Source organism: Alkalimarinus alittae, from assembly GCF_026016465.1.
Classification (GTDB): Bacteria; Pseudomonadota; Gammaproteobacteria; order Pseudomonadales; family Oleiphilaceae; genus Alkalimarinus; species Alkalimarinus alittae.
In genome coordinates this window covers 364,565-385,085 of the sequence record NZ_CP100390.1, presented here as the reverse complement: position 1 = coordinate 385,085, position 20,521 = coordinate 364,565, and the positions used below count along the sequence as shown (strand labels likewise).

The 20,521-nt window shown below is 44.8% G+C and carries 13 protein-coding genes and 1 riboswitch; of the genes, 9 read left to right on the top strand and 4 right to left on the bottom strand.

Annotated features, from left to right (window positions below):
- Nucleotides 1–23: 23 nt before the first annotated feature.
- Nucleotides 24–1,787 carry an autotransporter assembly complex protein TamA gene (locus NKI27_RS01670; protein ID WP_265047968.1) on the bottom strand — a complete coding sequence of 588 codons (1,764 nt, stop codon included), beginning with the start codon at nucleotides 1,785–1,787 and terminating at the stop codon, nucleotides 24–26.
- Between the two features lie 229 nt (nucleotides 1,788–2,016).
- On the opposite strand from NKI27_RS01670, the gene NKI27_RS01665 reads away from it, so the two are divergent.
- From NKI27_RS01665 to NKI27_RS01650, 4 genes are all read left to right on the top strand, one after another.
- Nucleotides 2,017–3,042 carry an AraC family transcriptional regulator gene (locus NKI27_RS01665; RefSeq protein WP_265047967.1) on the top strand — a complete coding sequence of 342 codons (1,026 nt, stop codon included), beginning with the start codon at nucleotides 2,017–2,019 and terminating at the stop codon, nucleotides 3,040–3,042.
- 237 nt (nucleotides 3,043–3,279) lie between these two features.
- On the top strand, nucleotides 3,280–4,347 hold the full coding sequence (gene pdhA / locus NKI27_RS01660; protein ID WP_265047966.1) for a pyruvate dehydrogenase (acetyl-transferring) E1 component subunit alpha: 1,068 nt from the start codon (nucleotides 3,280–3,282) through the stop codon (nucleotides 4,345–4,347).
- Between the two features lie 24 nt (nucleotides 4,348–4,371).
- On the top strand, nucleotides 4,372–5,409 hold the full coding sequence (locus tag NKI27_RS01655; RefSeq protein WP_265047965.1) for an alpha-ketoacid dehydrogenase subunit beta: 1,038 nt from the start codon (nucleotides 4,372–4,374) through the stop codon (nucleotides 5,407–5,409).
- Between the two features lie 9 nt (nucleotides 5,410–5,418).
- The gene (locus NKI27_RS01650) at nucleotides 5,419–6,540 is read left to right on the top strand and encodes a dihydrolipoamide acetyltransferase family protein (protein ID WP_265047964.1); all 1,122 of its coding nucleotides are present in this window, start codon (nucleotides 5,419–5,421) and stop codon (nucleotides 6,538–6,540) included.
- A gap of 26 nt (nucleotides 6,541–6,566) precedes the next feature.
- Here the strand turns inward: NKI27_RS01650 and NKI27_RS01645 are convergent, their stop codons facing one another.
- Nucleotides 6,567–7,325, bottom strand: coding sequence for a phosphate/phosphite/phosphonate ABC transporter substrate-binding protein (locus NKI27_RS01645; RefSeq protein WP_265047963.1), 759 nt, complete (start codon nucleotides 7,323–7,325; stop codon nucleotides 6,567–6,569).
- A gap of 50 nt (nucleotides 7,326–7,375) precedes the next feature.
- On the opposite strand from NKI27_RS01645, the gene NKI27_RS01640 reads away from it, so the two are divergent.
- From NKI27_RS01640 to NKI27_RS01625, 4 genes are all read left to right on the top strand, one after another.
- A complete protein-coding gene (locus NKI27_RS01640) occupies nucleotides 7,376–7,858 on the top strand; it encodes a hypothetical protein (protein WP_265047962.1) in 483 nt (160 codons plus the stop codon).
- Between the two features lie 180 nt (nucleotides 7,859–8,038).
- Nucleotides 8,039–9,478: a cardiolipin synthase gene (gene cls / locus NKI27_RS01635; RefSeq protein WP_265047961.1), complete on the top strand. Its 1,440-nt coding sequence runs from the start codon at nucleotides 8,039–8,041 to the stop codon at nucleotides 9,476–9,478.
- Between the two features lie 93 nt (nucleotides 9,479–9,571).
- Nucleotides 9,572–10,222, top strand: a complete 651-nt coding sequence (locus tag NKI27_RS01630) for a GntR family transcriptional regulator (protein WP_265047960.1) — start codon at nucleotides 9,572–9,574, stop codon at nucleotides 10,220–10,222.
- Nucleotides 10,223–10,260: 38 nt separating this feature from the next.
- Nucleotides 10,261–10,692 (top strand): hypothetical protein, encoded by a 432-nt coding sequence (locus NKI27_RS01625; protein ID WP_265047959.1) that lies wholly within the window; start codon nucleotides 10,261–10,263, stop codon nucleotides 10,690–10,692.
- A 5-nt stretch (nucleotides 10,693–10,697) separates the two neighbouring features.
- Here NKI27_RS01625 and NKI27_RS01620 read toward each other — a convergent pair whose 3' ends face one another.
- The gene (locus NKI27_RS01620) at nucleotides 10,698–12,950 is read right to left on the bottom strand and encodes a patatin-like phospholipase family protein (RefSeq protein WP_265047958.1); all 2,253 of its coding nucleotides are present in this window, start codon (nucleotides 12,948–12,950) and stop codon (nucleotides 10,698–10,700) included.
- Between the two features lie 64 nt (nucleotides 12,951–13,014).
- Complete coding sequence (locus NKI27_RS01615; RefSeq protein WP_265047957.1) at nucleotides 13,015–13,773, bottom strand: hypothetical protein; 759 nt, start codon at nucleotides 13,771–13,773, stop codon at nucleotides 13,015–13,017.
- A gap of 287 nt (nucleotides 13,774–14,060) precedes the next feature.
- On the opposite strand from NKI27_RS01615, the gene NKI27_RS01610 reads away from it, so the two are divergent.
- On the top strand, nucleotides 14,061–20,243 hold the full coding sequence (locus NKI27_RS01610) for an EAL domain-containing protein (RefSeq protein WP_265047956.1): 6,183 nt from the start codon (nucleotides 14,061–14,063) through the stop codon (nucleotides 20,241–20,243).
- 59 nt (nucleotides 20,244–20,302) lie between these two features.
- A riboswitch (cobalamin riboswitch) is annotated at nucleotides 20,303–20,483 on the top strand.
- The last annotated feature ends 38 nt before the right edge of the window (nucleotides 20,484–20,521 follow it).

Below are 20,521 nucleotides of genomic sequence, written 5' to 3'. Positions count from 1 at the left end.
TATAATATGCAATACATAACACATCATAATGGCGGGCCCATTGAAATATGCAGTTTAACCGGCGTGTCGTCATCGTCGAGAGGGTGTGCTAAATCGATTCTGACTTCGCCTATAATGGACAACCAGCGAGCACCAATACCGATACTACTAGAAAAGGCTTCGTCAGGGTCTTCATAAGCACGGCCTGTGTCTGTGAAAATAGCCCCCCGCCACTGTGGCGCGATTCTACCGCTTAGCTCCACACTCCCAACATTAAGAAACTTACCGCCAACCAATTCACCATTTTCATCACGCGAAGCCACTCGATGATAGCCATACCCTCTAATGGTTTGGTCTCCCCCTGTGTAAAATCGGCGGGAAACAGGTACTTGCTGCAGGTCGTCGGTCGCAATCCCACCCAATTCGAGCCTTGTCAGCAATCGAAAATTAGTGTTTCCTATTGGTGTTAACCATCGCGCACCTGCATGCACCTTAAAGAAACTGGCATCTGCACCGATTTCAGTTGAACTACCCGAAAACCGTAACCACAACCGGTAGCCCTTACTGGGGTTAGCATCTTGATCAAAGCCACTTCTCATCCAGCCTATATGTGGTACCAAATAGAAAACATCAACCCAGTCTTCATCCGCTTGACGATACTCTTCGTAGTCTGCACTTACACCATACCTGAGCTGCCAGTTATTCTCTTTTAAATTCAGTTTTGATATGCCGACATTAAAAAGGCTTGATTCAGTTGTCTCTATTTCCTGATGAATATAGCCGGTATCAAACAGTAGAAAGTTCGTGAGAGGTTGGGCTAGCGGTATACGGTAAGTGGCACTTATTTCCTGCTCAGGTTTTGACACTTCTATTGAGGAGTTCCATGTATGCCCACGTGTACCAATGACAGGCATATCCCAATTAAAGCGAACCCTTGGGCCATTATCTGTATCGAAACCAAACCCAACCTCAAATTGATGTTGGCTGGCATCTTCTGTAATAACACTTAAGCTTACCTGTTTCATTCCATCTTCAATAATGCGTTGAGTGTCAATGGTTACAGAAGAAAAATACCCTGTCTCATATAGTTTTCTTCGGAATGAGGATAATAACTTTCGCTCATAAGGGTCGTGCCTTTTGAACGGCACGATAGACTGTAAAAACCCTTCACCCAGCTGACTCCCCTCAAAACTCACTTCACCGAACTGATAGCGGTCACCACTCTCCATGATCAAGTTAATCTGTGCGGTGTTATTTTGCACATCAACCAATAACTCGCTTTCGCGATATTCCGCATCAAAAAAGCCTAATCCTTGCGCTTTCTGCATAAGCTCTTTTTTTAATCGGTCATACTTGGAGTGGTCTAACTGCTCACCGGCCACGAGCGCATTGCTTTTGATGATGTCGCGAAAGGCCGGCATGTCTATCGCGGGGCCGATAAGCTGAATATTAGGCTGAGCTAACATCACGGGTGGGCCAGGGTTCAATGCCACGACAACGTTATCGGAGGCTAGATCAAGGCTCCACTCACTCTGATAATACCCTAAGCCTTGTACTGCCTCGGTAATCAGATTATTCAGTCGTCGTTCTAATATTCGCGGGTTGCGAAATTCTGCGGCCTCAATTTGACCAATATGCGCTTTTACGTTTCCGGTTAAGGTACTATTTGCACCTGTAACAACAATATCAACGCTAGCTAAAGCGGGGGAGACAACAAAAATAGCGAGAATAATAAATAACAGTCTATTCAAGACGCTATTGTGAGCCAATACTCCACTTAAATAGTGATCGCTATTTTGATTTTTCAAAAAACACCTGACAGCCCGTTTCTACAGACATATAAACCAAGTAGTGAAATTAATGTAGCGGTTATCGTACCATGAATAAAGCTTAGCACTCACTATCTGTCGCATCTCAACCTGTATATATTCACGCACTAGGTGCTTTGCATTTATGTTAAAACCTGAAATACTCAGTATTCGCGAATCCGTATTTGAGCATCACTTGAATAACGCGTAAATATGAGGATCTTTAGCTGTGGCAAGTTCTGAAAACATACAAGAACAAGACAATGGCGTTACCGTCAATGCTTCATCGGCAAAAGCACTAACTGATTATCTTTTAAGTAAAGGTTGCGCCAAACAAATACTTGAAGAAAAAACCGGCCTTCTACTAAGTAAGTTAGACCAACCAGACCACCGCATCCCCCTGAGTGCCTTTCATGCCCTCTGGTACGTAGCTGAAACCTTTACTCAAGACCCCGCTATTGGTCTTCATATTGGCGAAAAATCTAACGTTGATGAAATGGGGGTTATCGGGCATATATTTTTCAATAACGCCACTTTGGGCGATGCATTAACGCAGTTTGAACGCCTCTATAAACTCGTTAACGCGGGCATGCGGGTAGAGTTTAATATAGATGATGATCTTGCTTATCTCAATTACATTTGTGAGAGCCCAGACTATTACTCCCGAGCGAATATGGATCGCACCATGGCGATTTCGATTGTCAGAGCTCGATCTTTAATTCACGCCACGTTAAAAGTCGAGTATGTCTCATTTGCACACCCCAAGCCTGACTATGCTGAAGAATACGAACGTATATTCCAATGCCCGATTAAGTTTGACCAGGCTCATTGCACTATAGCCTTAAAAAAGCAGTTTCTAACGTTTGAGCTCCCCAAACGAAACCCCTACCTACACAAGGTATTAACCCGTCATGTTGAAACCTTGCTAAATAAAATAAGACCTAAAAAATCATTGTCCGATCAGGTTAAAAGAATCGTATCAAAACAACTGGCAAAAGGAGATGTTGATGCTGAAATGGTAGCAGCCAAACTCTGCATGAGCCGCCACACACTTTATCGAAAACTCAAAACCGAAGGTCACGCATTCCAAGCGCTCATAGAGTCGGTCCGAAAAGAAAAAGCCATTCGCTATATTAAAGAGAAGCGCTACTCTCTCAGTGAAATTGCCTTTTTATTGGGATTTTCTGAATTAAGCGCGTTTAGCAGAGCATTTAAGCGCTGGACAGGCACGTCTCCGGCTAAGTATGGGAAGTAGCAACGTCTGGCACGAGCCCAGACTAAACAATCTTAACCCCTATTACTCACGCCCGCCTTCTCAAACAATCGATTCTTATAACATGTCGGTCTAACTATTCAGTTCAATAATTAATCAATTCATTACTATACTTGAGTTAATAACGTAACGCCGCACACGCGTGCTAAGCCTTTAAGTGCAGCAGAACAACGATGCACTCATAATAAGTCAGCGTGAGCAGTGAGTGGGGATAGTAAAATGAATAGAACCTATGATTTTTCAGTTAACGCAACGCAATTTATTGCGGACGATGGCAGCCTGATTAAACCACTCCCTAGTACGGTCGACGAGACAATACTGCTACAGGCTTATCAAGAGATGGTGCTGATTAGAATCTTTGATCAAAAAGCGATCGCACTGCAACGCACAGGTAAATTAGGTACCTACCCATCATCACTTGGTCAAGAATCGATCGGTATCGCGATTGGCTTGGCAATGCAAGCCTGTGATGTATTCGTACCCTATTACCGAGATCAGGCAACCCAATACCTCAGAGGCGTTTCGCTCACCGAAATGCTGCAATATTGGGGGGGTGATGAGCGTGGTAGCCACTATCAAAACTGCACACAGGATATGCCGATCTGCGTACCTATCGCAACCCAATTTTGCCACGCAGCGGGTATCGCAACTGCCTTTAAGATTCGTGGTGAAAAGCGTGTTTCCGTTGTTACCGGAGGGGATGGTTCAACCTCAAAAGGAGACTTTCTAGAAAGCCTAAACCTAAGCGGTGTATGGCAGCTACCTATGGTCATGGTGATCAACAATAATCAATGGGCTATCTCAACTCGACGAGAGGTGCAGTCTCATAGCGAAACCCTTGCTCAAAAAGCCATTAGCGCTGGTATTCCGGGTGTTCAGGTTGACGGTAACGACTTTGTTTCACTATACGATGCAATGTTAACCGCGCTAAAGCGCGCACGCGCTGGCAAAGGCCCAACGCTGATTGAAGCCATTAGCTACCGATTGAGTGACCATACCACCGCCGACGACGCCACCCGTTATCGCAGTCATGACGAACTTAAAAAGGGTTGGGACAGGGAGCCTATTAAGCGGCTACGCGATTACCTTCTCAGTCTGAATCTTTGGGACCCAGACAAAGAAAATCAACTGCAAGAAAAGGTCAAAGAGCAAGTCGATAATGCAGTGACGGCATATTTAGCTATTCAACCCGAACCGGCGACAGCCATGTTTGACCACCTATTCAAAAAGCTACCTGCGCCCATGCAAGCGCAGTACGATGAGGTTAAGCGCCTTCATCTGTCGTAAGCGATTGTTATTGAGGTAATCGTTATGAATACTAAGGTAAATATACGCCAAGCAGATACTGCAGATATTAAAGAAGCGCCTACCCCCGTGAATCAAACCATGGTGGAAGCCATTAACTTGGCACTAGCGCACGCTATGGAAGAAGATGAAAACGTAGTGATGTTAGGGGAAGATGTAGGCGCCAACGGAGGTGTCTTCAGAGCCACCGTAGACCTTAGACAAGAGTTTGGCCTTAAACGAGTCATGGACACTCCTCTCGCAGAAACACTGATCAGCGGAATCACGATTGGCATGGCCAGTCAGGGCCTTAAACCTATCGCAGAAATTCAATTCATGGGGTTTATTTATGCGGCAATGGAGCAAATCGTTAGCCACGCCTCAAGACTACGCAACCGCACTCGTGGCCGTATTAGCTGCCCAATGGTGATAAGGGCTCCGTTTGGAGGCGGCATTCATGCCCCCGAGCATCATTCAGAAAGTACCGAGGCATTATTTGCCCATATCCCCGGCATTAGGGTGGTAGTACCCAGTTCGCCATTACGTGCCTATGGCCTATTACTTTCTGCCATCCGCGACCCTGACCCAGTGCTATTTTTAGAACCCAAACGCATTTACCGCGCTGTTGCACAGCCAGTATTAGATGACGGCAAAGCGCTTCCACTCGACACCTGTTTCACCTTACGTGAAGGTAGCGATCTAACGCTTATTTCATGGGGGGCGATGATTCAAGAAACCCTTCAAGCCGCCAACACATTAAGTGAAAAAGGCGTTAGTTGCGAGGTCATCGATGTTGCATCAATTAGCCCTCTGGATACGAATACCCTTGAGTGCTCTGCCGTCAAAACAGGGCGTTGTATTATCATACATGAAGCGGCTCATAGCGGAGGTGTCGGGGCTGAAATTGCAGCCCACCTTGCAGAACACTGTTTACTCGACTTGAAAGCGCCAATAAAACGCGTGACAGGGTTCGATACTATCATGCCGTACCTACGAAACGAGGGGTACTATCTGCCGAGTGTCGAACGGATTGTTGATGCCGCTAATGAAGTAATGGATTTTTGAGGAATCGTTATGAAATACTTCAAACTCCCTGATCTTGGGGAAGGCTTACCAGAAGCAGAAATAGTCCGTTGGCATATTAAAGTGGGCGATACCGTTAAGACCGACCAACTGATGGTAGAAGTCGAGACAGCCAAAGCCATCGTAGAGATCCCTTGCCCTCAAGATGGCACCATTATGGCGCTCTTTGGCGAAGACGGCGATATCATTCACACCGGCGAACCCTTAGTTGAGTTCCAGAGCGACCAAGCAGATGATGGCGGTACGGTAGTCGGCAAGTTAGAAACGGCTGAAACACAGTCCGAAGATGCAACCGCTGACCACTTTATCATTGGCGCGGCGCCCTCAAGCCAGCAAGCCCATCACACAAAAACAACCCCAGCCGTTCGTGCGTTAGCAAAACACTTACATGTCGACCTTGAGCAACTCACTCCGGCGCCCGGAAAACAGGTCATTAGTGCCACCGATGTAGAAAAAGCCGCAGAATTACAACAAACCCACGGAGAAGCACAGAAATTAAGAGGTGTAAGGCGCACGATGGCTAAAACCATGGCGCTATCGCACGCCCAAGTGGTACCGGTTACACTGATGGATGACGCCGACATTAATGGCTGGAAAAAAGACACAGACCTGACCATGAGGCTTGTTCAAGCCATCACACAAGCTTGTCAAAAGTCCCCCAATATAAACGCATGGTTTGACGGCAATAGCTTAAGCCTAAGACGACTAAACGACATTAATATAGGCATTGCCGTTGATTCTGCTGAGGGCCTCTTTGTACCGGTGCTTAACAATGTCGCCTCACGCCCTCTCAAAGACCTACGAAAGGGGCTTGATCAAATGCGCGCAGACATTAAAAAGCGGTCTATTCCTGCAGCCCAAATGCAGGGTGCCACCATCACGTTAACTAACTTTGGTACGATTGCTGGGCGTTATGCCAACCCTGTAGTAGTGCCGCCTCAAGTTGCGATAATCGGCTGTGGGGTAGCACGGGATGAAGTCGTCGCACGCGCAGGTAAAATGGTGATTCGAAAGATACTACCGTTATCCATAACCTTCGACCACCGCGCGGCAACAGGAGGTGAGGCGGCTCGGTTTATGGCCGCATTGATCGACGATTTGCAACGCGCTTAGCGGTTAATGTCATATCAAATAGTGGTTTATTCTACCCCATCAGCCACCACAAACCCGCCTATCCAAGCGGGTAAAGACTTAAGCTCTGACCGTTCAACCCGAGTTAAGGCCTGCGCACAGCGCTGAGCACGATCTATTGACACACGTTCATGCAGCCACCATCCGCCCGTCTCAACTTCATCCGTGACGGCAACAATAGACAGCTCGTTTGGTTCTGCCCAACGCTGAGCAAGAGGTTCTGCGACAACTGCGACAAGAACATCTTTGTGCAACAACGCACTAACAGAGCCCACATGATTGCCCACAAAATAAAAATTATTAGTGGTTTCATCGACCCCGGCTTTATTTAATAACGCTATCGGCAAGCGGTAGCCTGTCCATGAGTCCTTCCCAACAAACGATATCCACTCCCCTTTTAGGTGTTTTAAATCACTAATACCACGCGCCGCATACACCAAAATCGCGCCTTTTACCGTCAATGCCCCTTCCAACGTTTTAGCTCTTGCAATCAAACGATAACCAGGCCGCTGCACTGCCACGGTAGATACCGGAGCGGAGTCAAAGATAAGCAGAGGCGTCTGTTCTTCTGACCCTGGGTACGAAAGTGCATCACAGCCTTCACGCGCTAACGCATCAAGTAGTTTTTGGCCATGCCTCTTACTGATTTTGCCACCATCATCATGATTGATTTCAACGATGATATCGCTATCACTGCCAGAAACGTCGCTAGCCAAAGAGAAAGGGGACAAAACAACAAGGACAAGAACACTTAAGAAAACACTCATGAAGTATCACCTGTAAAGTAGTTTAAACATTCACTAACGACAGTAGCATAATGAAAGTTGATGTGGCAGCATTAGGTGAGTCATACAGTAGAGAGCAACTAACTATGCCAGGATCACGTAATCATCGTCATTCATCAGCCTATATTCATTCAATCCCTGCATATCTGATATTACTACTATTACTGTTATCTGTCGCCAACGTCACCCATGCAATCTCAAGAGATATTGTCAGCGGTCGTTCTATTTGCGATCAAACCGAAACCGCATGTATTGACGGCTCGATTACTTGGCTAAAAAATAGAAAAATGATTACGATTGAGGGCCGGCTCAAGAGAGCTATTGAACCAGGAAAACTTATCTTTTTGTTTTCAGGTTTTTTATCCTCAGGTGAACAAGTATTTCACTCTAAAGAAATTGAAATACGCGGCAAGCGAGGTGAAATTCTTGACGAGCGATTTAAACCGCCCTATTCAAATCAGACTATCTGGTCACTTTATAGATTTACTTATCAACCCACCCAACCCGCCGACTAACCAACTGAATCGAGAGTTCAACCAACGAACATGATCTAGAGTCTGCTTGATAACAGGCAAAGCGCCTCTTTTTAGCATAGACTTAACAGCAATCAATAATCGATACAGTCGTTATTAAACATCAACCCTTTAATATCTGTTACTGTCCAACACCACCTGAGTATTGAACCGGGATAAAGAATGGATTTTAGCTTAATTGCCAGCCTGTTATCATTTGTCTATTTTTTGGCCTTGCTGTGCATCTATCATGTGTTGAAAAACTTTCGTACTGCGCAAGCGGCCATTGCTTGGATTATCGGCTTAATATCGTTCCCCTACATTACTGTTTTACTCTATTTTTTCTTTGGCAGAAGTCGATTTGAAGGCTATGTTGAGGCTCGGCGAATAGGCGATAAAGCCCTGTCTCATATTCCCGAATCATTATCGTCATATTCAAAGTCATGTACCTGTCCTCCGCCCACCCAAAGCCGGGAGCATGATGTCATTACCAAGCTAATCACCATGCCTTTTACTCAAAATAATCACGCCCAACTATTAATAGACGGTTTAGAAACATACACCAGTATGTTTAACGCTATTAAAGAGGCAAAAGAATATATCCTCATTGAGTTTTACATTGTCAGAAATGACAGCACTGGCGCTAAATTAAGCTCTCTATTACTAGAAAAAATTTCACAAAATGTACGTGTCTATTTTTTATATGACGACATAGGCAGCGCTAACCTATCAAATCGTTATATTGAGACACTCATCGCCGCTGGCGCTCATATTCGCTCTTTTAATACGACCAGTAAGCGCCGAAAGCGATTTCAGATAAACTTCAGAAATCATCGAAAAATAGTCGTTATTGACGGCCATACGGGCTTTGTTGGCGGGTTGAATATAGGGGATGAATATCTTGGCCTTCATCCAAAACTCTCACCTTGGCGAGACACTCATTTAAAACTGACTGGGCCATCTGTTCTGGCACTTCAAATCACATTTGTTGAAGACTGGTATTGGTCTGCCAACACCGTGCCAGAACTCAACTGGGTACCGACAACTGGCCGCCCTGTGCAATCTAAATTAGAAGACTCTTCCGTACTGATCATCCCCACCAGTGCCGCTGACGAGTTCGACACCTGTGAGCTTTTTTTCCTTAACTGTATAAACCATGCAACCGATAAACTTTGGATAGCCAGCCCTTACTTTGTACCCAGCATGCAAATCATGAGCGCCTTGCAACTCGCGGCACTCAGGGGCGTTGATGTGCGGATCATGATCCCTGATAACCCAGACCAGATACTGGTCTATTATGCAGCATTCTCTTATCTCGAAACGGCAGACCTCAGCGGCATTAAAATTTTCCGTTATAAAACCGGGTTTATGCACCAAAAAGTGATGTTGGTAGATGATCGATATGCCTGCGTAGGAACCGCAAACCTTGATAACCGCTCGATGCGTCTCAATTTTGAAGTCACGGCACTGGTTTGTAATCCAACATTCGTGGGTGACGTTGATGCAATGCTCGCCAAAGACTTTGGTCATTGCATCCAATCAGTCGCACAAGACTACCGCCAACGGTCATGGGCATTTAGAGTCCTCTGTAGAGGCGCTCGGTTATTTGCGCCAATACTTTAACAGAAGTCGCGAGAGAAATTGCCTTGAGCACTCAAGGCAGATAATATGCTCACGTATTCATATTCATTAAAACCAATAACAAGCGGATGAAAGATGCAGTTTAAGCCCAAAGAAACCCTCACTGAGCAGGTAGCCACACATATAGAAAACCTGATTGCATTTAATCAGTTAAAGGGTGGGCAGCGCATTTATGAAGGGCCAATGGCAAAGGAACTCTCGGTTAGCCACGGTTCTGTAAGAGAGGCTCTACTATTACTTGAAAAGAAACACTTAGTCAGAAGCATCCCTCGCAAAGGGACCTTTGTCACAGAGCTCGATGAGCACTTTGTAAAAAGCCTGTATGAAGCCATTTTAATGTACCTAACCAACACAAGCCTCAAACTGGTCAGGCAATGGAAACAAGAGGATATCGACCAAATGGAAAGCCTCTACACTCAAATGAGTGAGTGCTTTCAAAAAGGTCAATTAATAGCGTTTCTTGATTTAGGCATAGAGTACACACAGGCCTCATTGGCTTATGCTGATAACTACTTCATTGTCAGTGCAATTCAAGACCTATGGCCTTCGGCTAAGCGGTGCGCCTTTGTTGCGCTGCAACAAGGAACGCCAGTGTTAAAAGAAAACCTAGAGCACATGCGCCATTCTCTTGATACGATTAAAGAACGAGATGAAAACGAACTGGTAAAAATTCTAAAAGATTATGCAGACCAACAATGCAGGCAGGTATTACAATGCATTACTTAAGCTTACTCCGCACATAAAGATAGGACCTACCTCTGGCTATGTTGATAGCAAATACACTTAAACATTTCCTTTCGGCACGACTGCTTCGCTCAACACTGCTAATACTCTTTCTAGCATTGCTCGGTGGTTGCAGCACCCATTCAATGCAAGAAGAGCCCGCCCCCCAAGAAAAAACGGCCACAACAAGCAGCCCGTTGGTTAAAGAGGTCAATCAACAAGACCCTGTCGACTCGCGCCCTCAGTCTTTATGCGTATATGAAACAACCAAAGGCATTGCCGAAGTGACGCAAGTCACTGAAGAAACCGTCACGTTTAAGTTTTACCCGGGTGATAAACATTTTAACCTCACAATAAATGAAGTTGCGTGGACAAACATAACACCTGGACAAGAACTTAAAGCCATAGCAAGAACACCTATATCGGGTCCCTGCTTAGACGATGAATTTGAGCTATTAACTACCGTTAAATAATACCATCAGAACATCGTAAATAAGTCTTGCCCAATGGTGATATAAATCGCTTGATTATCGCTATCCGCGTAGCTAGCCGCAATCGTAACCGGACCTAACGGAGTGTCACTCCCAGCGAACAAGGTATATGAGTCTAGCATTCCACCCCAAGAGGCTTCATCAATATTATCCCAGACATTACCAACCTCATACGAAAAACCTAGCATGTAAGGAATGAATGGGCCTCCGAACTCACGATAAACCATTGCATTCAAAAAGCTAGAGTCTGGCCCGGCAAACTGGTTGCGGCCATACCCTGATAAGTTAAATAACCCGCCTAAGGTGACAAAATCACTAATACCTGCGCTGTTTTTTGTCACCGACGAAACACTGGCGCGCCCCGTAAAAGTATAGCGTTTCATCGAATAGGCACCACCTACAAGCAATGAAGCTCTATCAAAATCGCGGCTAGCTCCAACGTCTTTTCTAGAGGCTTTCCACTCTGCTCGCGCAATCACTCCATCATGGGGAAGAAATAAATTATCTAAGGTGTCATACGTATAGTTCGCGATAAAACTCCCTAAGTCTTCATCTATTTTATCTGTCAGCTCTTTGCCAATTTCTAATTCAGCGTCCACTTTGCCTATTTGATAAGAAAACCGAAGTTCAGAAGTATTACCAAATTCTCTACCGAGACCAATATCCGCATGCGCATTATTGACACTCCACTCTGACAGCTTGTATCCGTTTTCATAAATATTTAAATCTTGCTCTTTAAATTCGCCTTTTAACGATAAAAAATAGGTGGACTCATACGTCAATGGTTGAAAAAACTCAGTACGTATAAAGGGCTCACTACCAATACGCATTGAACTCTGCCACTCGGCACCTAAGTGATTAATGGCAGTCTGATCATAGTGAAAGGTCAGACTAAAACGAGTATCGTCTTGAAAGTTGTCTTCAAACTGCAAACCAAAGCGCAAATAATCTGGGCCCCATGATTTTTCTACCGCATTTATTTTAAGAACGTTTTGATCGCCCTTACTAACAATATCGTAAGTTACGAGCTCAAAATACCCCAAGCCATATATCTGATCTAGATCCCGCTCTAGCTCTTTAACATTTAGCGCCTCACCTACCTTTTGTTTAATCCGAGAAGAAATAAACTTATCGGCAACAGCTGACGTGTTGGCAATTTCTATTCGGTCTACCGGCTGAGTAAGCCTGATGTTACGACCCCGCTTTTGTTGATACGCAACCCAGGTTTTATCATCTACTCTTAGCCTATCAAGTCGCACAGCATGGTTTCTTGCTGCAGTAGCGCCCATCTCAACTAATTCATCACCGCGTTCGAAATCGCCGGAACCGACCCCTTCCAAATTCGGTGTAATCAATATATCTTTGGGCGTTAGCGAGGCGATTTGAGCCTCTACATTTCTACGGGTTAACAAGTTTGTTAGCTGCTCAACGACACCAATCAAGCTATTAACGTCATCCTCTTCCAGTAGCGGAGAACTAATATCTACTGCGATAATAACCTCAGCACCTAACTCCCTAGCAACATCTACTGGCAAGTTATTTGAAATACCGCCATCGACCAGTAAGTGGCCTTCATATTCAACGGGAGGAAATGCTCCCGGAATAGACATACTGGCGCGCATCGCTAACGCAAGGTTTCCTTTATCTATTGCCACCGCCTCACCGGTTGTTATATCCGAAGCGACTGCTCGATATCGAATAGGAAACTGATCATAATCTTCAACGTGGGCTGATTTTAGAGTAAGGTCACTTAAAATGGTCAGTAGCTGCTGTCCCTGAATTAGACCTTTACGAAATTTGATGCCGTCCGCGCCTAACCCTAGCGTTAAATCGGTCGCAAAGTCATAGTCGTCTTGCTTACGTCTAAACGCTTTTTCATCTCGTGGTGGCTCATCTCTGAGCCCTTTATCCCAATCCATGACATGGAACCGATATTCGATTTCGTCAAGCGGCATGCCCATCGCATAAACCCCTGCAACCGATGCGCCCGCACTGGTGCCAACAATGATATCAATGGGTATTTTCATTTCTTCGAGTACTTTTAAAACACCCACGTGGGCAATACCTTTGGCGCCACCACCACTCAGCACCAAACCAATCACCGGTCGGGGTTCTTTAGATAACTCAAATAAGGTATTGTGGCGGGGAAAGTGCTCATCCTCGGGGGATGGTTCAGCGAATGCATTAAATGAGAAAAGAGCCGCTGCAAATACAACGGCGCTATAAAAAAGACCAACCATGGCGTATATCCCCTACCCCTAAACATAAGCGATATAACGCTTAATATCTTAAAAAGAGGCTATCTTATTGATTATCAGGCAGGTCGTCCAGCTTAAGGTGTGAGAGGTCCGGGATCTCTATTTTTTCATCTTTTTTGATCTGTCCCATGTCACTCCCTGCGGGCGCAATAGAGATACTGCTAACATCTGGCACAATCGGTGGAATCTCTTCCACTGGGTCAACTAGGTCACTGCCTGTTGGGGCTATAGAGAGGCTATCGATTTCAGAAAAAACAGGTGCCTCTACTTCGTGATGCTCCGATAACCTCACACCTTCTGGATCAAGATTTAAATGACTTTTTTGCAGAATGTTATCGACGCCTTCTCCGGCCAGATTAATGCCCACTGAATGGCTTTCGCTATGATCTCCAGATTCTGAAACGCCAGAAGATAGCGGCAACACTGTTAGCTCATCGGCAGAATGAGCAATAGCCGGCGATACAGTCTCTGCACCTTTAGTAGGTGTTGAACCTTGATCTGAAGATGACTGCTGCGCGGGTGCTGATGGTTTAGATCTGGGTGCTGATGGCTTAGGTTCAGCCTCTTTTTGCCCCATTATATCAGCCTCACACACCAAACCGTTCTTCCGCATGGCGGCAACATATTTATCAGCCGTCGCTTTATCCAGCTTGTTGCGAATCACCACCCTGCCACCGCCAAACATCTTATCGACCTGCGCAGTAGTGGCCTTAAACAACCTTGTAACATTGTTTTTAGCTGTTTCTAGGCTTACTCCATCAACTAGCCGCCCATAAAACGCTAACTCGTAAAGAGGTTCTGTCATTACAACCCATCATCCTGTCATTAAATTGTCGTTCGATGAAAATATTACACTTCATTATCTAACTATAGCTAATTTAATGAGATTTTCGCTGCAAAGACGCAGATAAACACGCTCCCCCCATTCATAAATGTGCTTATACACCATTAAAAAGATTTCAAAACATTACATTTGTCTAACAGATGAAACTCAAAAGCACCGCCTATAATGTACGCAACCGTGTATAACAGTAAGTGCACTCAACGGACTAATACTGCCCCTAGGGTGGTTGTAATAATAAAAGATATGCCATGAGTTCTTCACAGTTTGCCTTTAAAGATATTGAAATTTTAGAGCTGCTATCGCGCCACGGGGAAACTTGTGCCTGGCGGGCTTACGACCTTAATAACGATCAAGCTATCATCATTAAATCGGCACATAGCGATACACCGCCGTTATTTTTAATGGAACGGCTTCGCCACGAATATGAAATAGGCCGGCACTTTTCACACCCGCATATCATCAGCTATAAAGGCTTGCTTCAGCATCATCATCGTTTGGCCATTGTTACAGAAGATTTTAACGGTAAACCGTTAGCAGACTGCATTCCAGATCAAGGGTTTCCAATTGGAACCTTTCTTGATATTGCCTTACAAATTGTTAAAGCGCTGATCGAAGTACACACACAACACGTTATTCATAAAGACATAAACCCATACAACATTGTTTACAATGCCAGCAAGCGGCTCGCTAAAATCATTGACTTTGGTATGGCCTCAAAGCTGTCTCAAGAGGCGCCAGCCTATTTAAAAACAACATTATTGGGTGGCAACTTGCCCTATGTAGCGCCTGAACAAACAGGCCGTCTAAACCGCATTGTTGACTATCGAACCGATTTCTACGGCCTAGGTGTAACGCTTTACGAAATGCTCTGCGGTCAACGTCCCTTTAATTCAAACGACCCTTTAGAATTAGTACACGCACACCTCACGCAACCTGCGCCCCAGCTTTCTGCTTGGCGTAAAGACATCCCGCCTTTGTTTGATGATATATTAGCTAAATTACTGGCTAAGCAGTCTGAAGACCGTTATCAATCAGCTAAAGGTATCAAACATGACTTAGAAAAATGCCTACAGCAGTGGCAAAAAAAACAGCAATTTGAGCCATTTGAAATAGGCACATATGACAGGAGTGAGCAACTTTCGATTCCTCAAAAGCTGTATGGCCGAGAGGGAGAAATTGAAACGCTAACCAAAGCCTTTGAAACCGCAAACACTGGGCTGACTGAATTAGTTTTAGTCAGCGGTTTCTCTGGTATGGGTAAAACGGCACTGGTTAACGAGATACGCAAGCCTCTCATTAACCGCAAAGGGTATTTTATATCGGGAAAATTTGAACCTCGAAAAAAGAATGTTCCGCTAAGTGCCATTATTCAAAGTTTAAAAGACCTCATTCAACAATTGCTTACAGAACCTGAAGTCCGTATAGCTGAATATCGACAGCAGATCATTACAGCGCTTGGCGACAGGGCGAGCATGCTAATTGAGCAGATACCCGAACTTGAGTCTATTATCGGGCCTCAGCCAGCCGTACCTGACATGGACAGCAGCACTCGAAAACAGGTTTTTCTCCGGCTCTTACAACGTTTTATTAAAGTCATTGCAATAAAAAACCACCCTTTGGTGATGTTTATTGATGATTTGCAGTGGGCAGACCCTATTAGTTTGGACTTTTTAAAGTCATTACTTACCGAACTGCACGACTGTCACTTTCTATTAATAGGATCATATCGGGACAGCGAAATATATGGTGGACACCCACTACTAGACACACTCAATCATATTCACCAACACACACCTCATGTAAAACAAATACACCTTGAACCGCTCAATGGCAGCGACGTCACACGTCTGGTGTGTGACACTTTACAGTACTCAAACCAACAAGCCGCCAAGCTATCACGTTATATTTTTGGGCGGACCCAGGGAAACCCCTTTTATGTTACACAATTACTAAAAACGCTCAATCAAGACGGCAACCTATATTTTGATGCTGAACATCGCGAATGGCGCTACAAACTTTCGAATACTGTAAAAAAAGTTACTGACCATCAACTCGTTGATATGGTTGTAAGCCGAATTAACCGACTTCCACCTTCAAGCAAAAGCCTACTACAGTTTGCGGCCTGTATCGGCAGTCGATTTAATATCCAGACCTTAACCAGCATCATGGGTTCAGCAGAGTCGGACGTCACTCAAGCAGAAATTAAAAAACGCCTAGCGCCAGCGCTAGAGTCAGGCTTAATTATTTCAAAGAGCCAATGGTCTGATTATGACCAGCAAACAACAACCCCTATTTTTAACTATGAATTTCTCCATGATAGGGTTCAACAGGCAGCTTATGACCTAGCGCCAACACTGTTACAACAACAAAACCATCTCAAAATTGCTTATTACTTGCACTCACAGCTAAGCAACGATCAACAAGATCAGCTATTTGAAATAGCCAATCAACTGAATTCTGGCTTAGAACAACTACCTGACGATAGGCAACTCATGGCCGCTGAAGTTTGCTTACGTGCAGCACAAAAAGCTCGCTCGGCAACCGCATTCGAGTCTGCCGTTTTTTATGTTGAATTAAGCATTCGCCTACTAGGCAGTGATAAAGGATGGGAAAGCCACCACCCACTAAGGTTTGAACAAGGCTTAGTGCTAGCCGAGTGTGAAGGGCTCTGCCGCCGGTTCTCGCAATCAGAACAACTCATTAACGAGCTTCACCTACACGCACAAACCGTTGAAGATAAAATACAGTTACTATTGATTCAGATGAACTTGGTTGAGTTACGGGGCCACTATCATGAGTCTATTGAGGTATTACTCAACGGCCTTGAACTGCTTAATGTCGACATTCCGCGAAATGAGCAACAACAAGAGCGCGAGTTAGCTCAATTGCTACAAGAACTCCCTTCACGATTTGAAGATATAAACGCACAGAGCCTGATTGATACCAACCAAACAGAAAACCCACACCACCTACTGGTGATGAAACTGCTTATGCGTTTGTGGACTCCATGTTACATCACGGCTCAACGCAAGTTGCTTGCATTAGTCTCTATTTATCTAGTCAATTACAGTCTTAAGCATGGTCGAAACGAGATAACCCCCTTTGCCTACTGCGCATTTGCACTCGTATATAGTTTTCTAAAAAAGGATCATTGTCTAGCCTATCAATTCGGACTTGCCGGCGCGGAACTAGCAAAAGAGTGCGATAATTTAGTGATTCGCAACCGTAGTTTCTTTCTGTTCTCTATCTCGATCAACAACTGGCAAAACCCCGTCAGCAATAGCCGGCACTGGCTTAATAGTGCATTTGAGTGCGCCATCGAAGCAGGTGATCAAGTGTATGCGAGTTATGCCGCCTATTACCTAATGACCGATGGCTTTATTCAAGGTCGAGCGCTAACCGAAGTCGCGGCCGACTGTCGAAAGTATCTAGCATTTCTAGAAAAAGAAAGTACGCCTCTATTTAACATTGCCCTGTCATTCTGCCGCACTATTGAAAAAACCTGTGATGAAGATGTGGGTTATACATTTAATCAAACTGAGTTTCTCAAAAACCATCACCATATTCCAGCATTTATGGCCGGTTATGACTTTGGTTCTCTTTGTAGTCAGTTTTGGAGCGGTCAATACGAAGCGCTTGCGACCACAGCCCAAGACACACTCATTAGCGTACCCCGCAATTTACACGGTACCTTGAAAATACCAGAAACATTATTTTTAAGCGCTATCAGTTTGCTGCAATGTCATTCGAAGCACCCGTTAGAAAATTGGTCTGAGCTACAACCCCTTATTCTTGAAAATCAAAAACAATTAAAATTATATACAGACAACTGCACCAGCAATTATTTACATAAATACCTATTGGTTAAAGCAGAGCTCGCCGCCCTCGACAACCAGCCGCTCGAAGCCATGGACTTATTCGAAGCTGCAATAGAAACAGCGGGTGAAAGCCATGTAATTCACATCGAAGCGTTAGCAAACGAACGATACGCTCACTTCTGGATGTCACAAAATCGCACGCAGGTTGCCGCTATTTATATCAAGCGTGCACATTATTTGTATTTTCACTGGGGCAATCGAGCAAAAACACAAGCGTTAGAATCAGAGCACAAAGAGCTGCTTGAGAATCCTAGCTATTCACCGTTTAGCAGTCATAGTAGTCCTGATTCACAGAATAACCAAACCACAGAAATAAATGAAAGCGCCACCCATACGAACCTCGACCAAAAACTCGATTGGCTTTCAGCACTTAAAGCTAGTCAGGCTATTATGGAAAATATTCAGTCTGAAAATCTAGCACACGAACTTGTAAAAATAATGGCTGAGAACACCGGCGCTAGCAAGGCAATGCTGCTCCTCCAAGAAGATAATAATTTAGTTGTGAGTGCGGTTTACCCAGAAGAAGGCAACCGTAAGTGTTTGCAAAAGCCCATCAATCGTTGCAATGATTTTACCCTGTCGCAGTCACTCATCAACTATGTCAAAAGAATCAGAAGCCCGCAATTAATAGCCGATGTGCGAGCTGAACAGCGGTTTTTCCCCATTGAGTATCTACGCAATACCAAAGTAAAGTCAGCCATGGCTATACCGCTGTCAGATGCAGGCACTCAAGTTGGCTTAGTTTATTTTGAAAATAATCAAATGGCTCATGCGTTCACTCAAGATCGCATGAGCCTAGTCGAGATGTTAGGGTCTCAAGTCATTACAGCACTGCGTAATTCACGCTTATATGACGAACTCAGAACCAGTGAACAACGCTTTAGGGATCTTGTTGAAGGCTCTAATCAAGGGGTTGTGATTCACCGTGAGTATACCCCCATATTTATCAACCAAGCTTTCGCAGATATGACGGGGTATAAAGTAGACGAATTACTCTCAATGCGGTCATTACTAGAACTTGTGCCTCAAACTGGAGTCGGGCAATTAAAACACCTAAATGCCTTTATTGATGCGGGTGAAAAACCGCCTGCACATTATGACCTAGAGATTGAAACCCGAGATGGAAGTAAGCTCATTTTAGATAATATGAGTCGAACAATTCAGTGGGATAATCAACCCGCGATACAAAGTACACTCATTGATATCACGTCCAGAAGAGAGTATGAAAATCAAATTGAGCATATGGCTAGCCATGATGCTCTCAGCCATTTACCTAACCGAATGTTATTTCAAGACCGGCTGCATCAATCCCTTGCCCAGTGCGAGCGACACCAAACTCAAGGCGCGCTATTATTACTCGATCTTGACCGATTCAAAGAAATTAACGACACCCTCGGTCACGCCATGGGCGACGAATTGATTAAAGGTGTTGCACGACGCCTACAAACCCACATTAAAGATAGCGACACGGTCGCACGGCTTGGGGGCGATGAGTTCGCAGTCATACTAGAAGATGTAGGGGGCCCTGATAACATTATTACGGCTGCACAGCGGATACTCGACTCGCTCTCAGAGCCCTTTAGTTTTGAGGAAAATGAAATATTTACCTCAGCCAGTATCGGTATCACACTCTACCCTGAAGATAGCCACGACAGCCAAGAGCTCGTTCGTTTTGCAGATATGGCGATGTACAATGCCAAAAACAAAAAAGGCAATCAGTTTAGTTTTTTCCAACAAGATATGAACGAAAAGCTACATCGCCAAAAAGAAATATCAAACGATATACGCAACGCATTAGAAAGCGATGACTTCCACCTCGTATTTCAACCTCAAGTGAATGCAAAATCCCTTCGAATCTCAGGTTTAGAAGCCCTGATTCGCTGGAGGAACAAAGGTGAATTAGTACCACCACAAGACTTTTTGCCCATCGCTGAGCAAAACGGTCTAATGCCATTAATCGGTGAGTGGGCCCTTAAAAGTGCCTGTCTCAACGCTTTAACATGGACTGACAACGAGCACCCTATCACGCTAGCCGTAAACGTTTCGCCCGCTCAGTTTCATCAATCAGACCTAACTGCCAGCGTTCGCAAAGTATTAGAGGAAACTAATTTTCCACCTGAACGATTAGAACTTGAGATTACAGAAAGCCTATTAATGCAAAACCTAGACTCGGCGGTACAAACAATGAATCAGCTGAACCAGCTAGGCGTTAAGCTTTCAATTGATGATTTCGGCACAGGGTATTCTTCATTAAGCTATCTTAAGCGCTTCCCAGTACAAAAAATTAAAATCGATCAATCGTTTGTTAAGGACCTTGAGAGAAATGAAGACGATGCCGCCATCGCGCTAGCCATCATTCAGCTAAGTCATACGCTCGGGATGACAGTCGTTGCCGAAGGGGTCGAATCTGAAGATCAGTTAAAAATGTTGCAAAAAATGGGCTGCGACATTATCCAAGGGTACTATTTTAGTCGGCCTATCGAGCAAGCAAATGTAGCAAACTGGATACAGGACGCGGCTATTGACGTAGACCCAGAAATCATAATGGTTTAAGCATTCGCCCCCGCCTCCTGTTTTACTGGCAAGATTGCATAGCATGACCATTTTCGTTTAGAATCGCCGCTGAAGACGGTTCTCTTACCTGAGATTAAAAAGGGAACACGGTTAAAGACCGTGGCTGCCCCCGCAACTGTTAGCAGAAAGTATTGGCGCTTATACCACTGGGTAACCGGGAAGGTGCGCTAAATACGATGACCTGCAAGCCAGGAGACCTGCCGTTAGCATCGTCACCTACCATCAAGCGGGGAGCTTGTTTGGGCGGATTCCGTAAT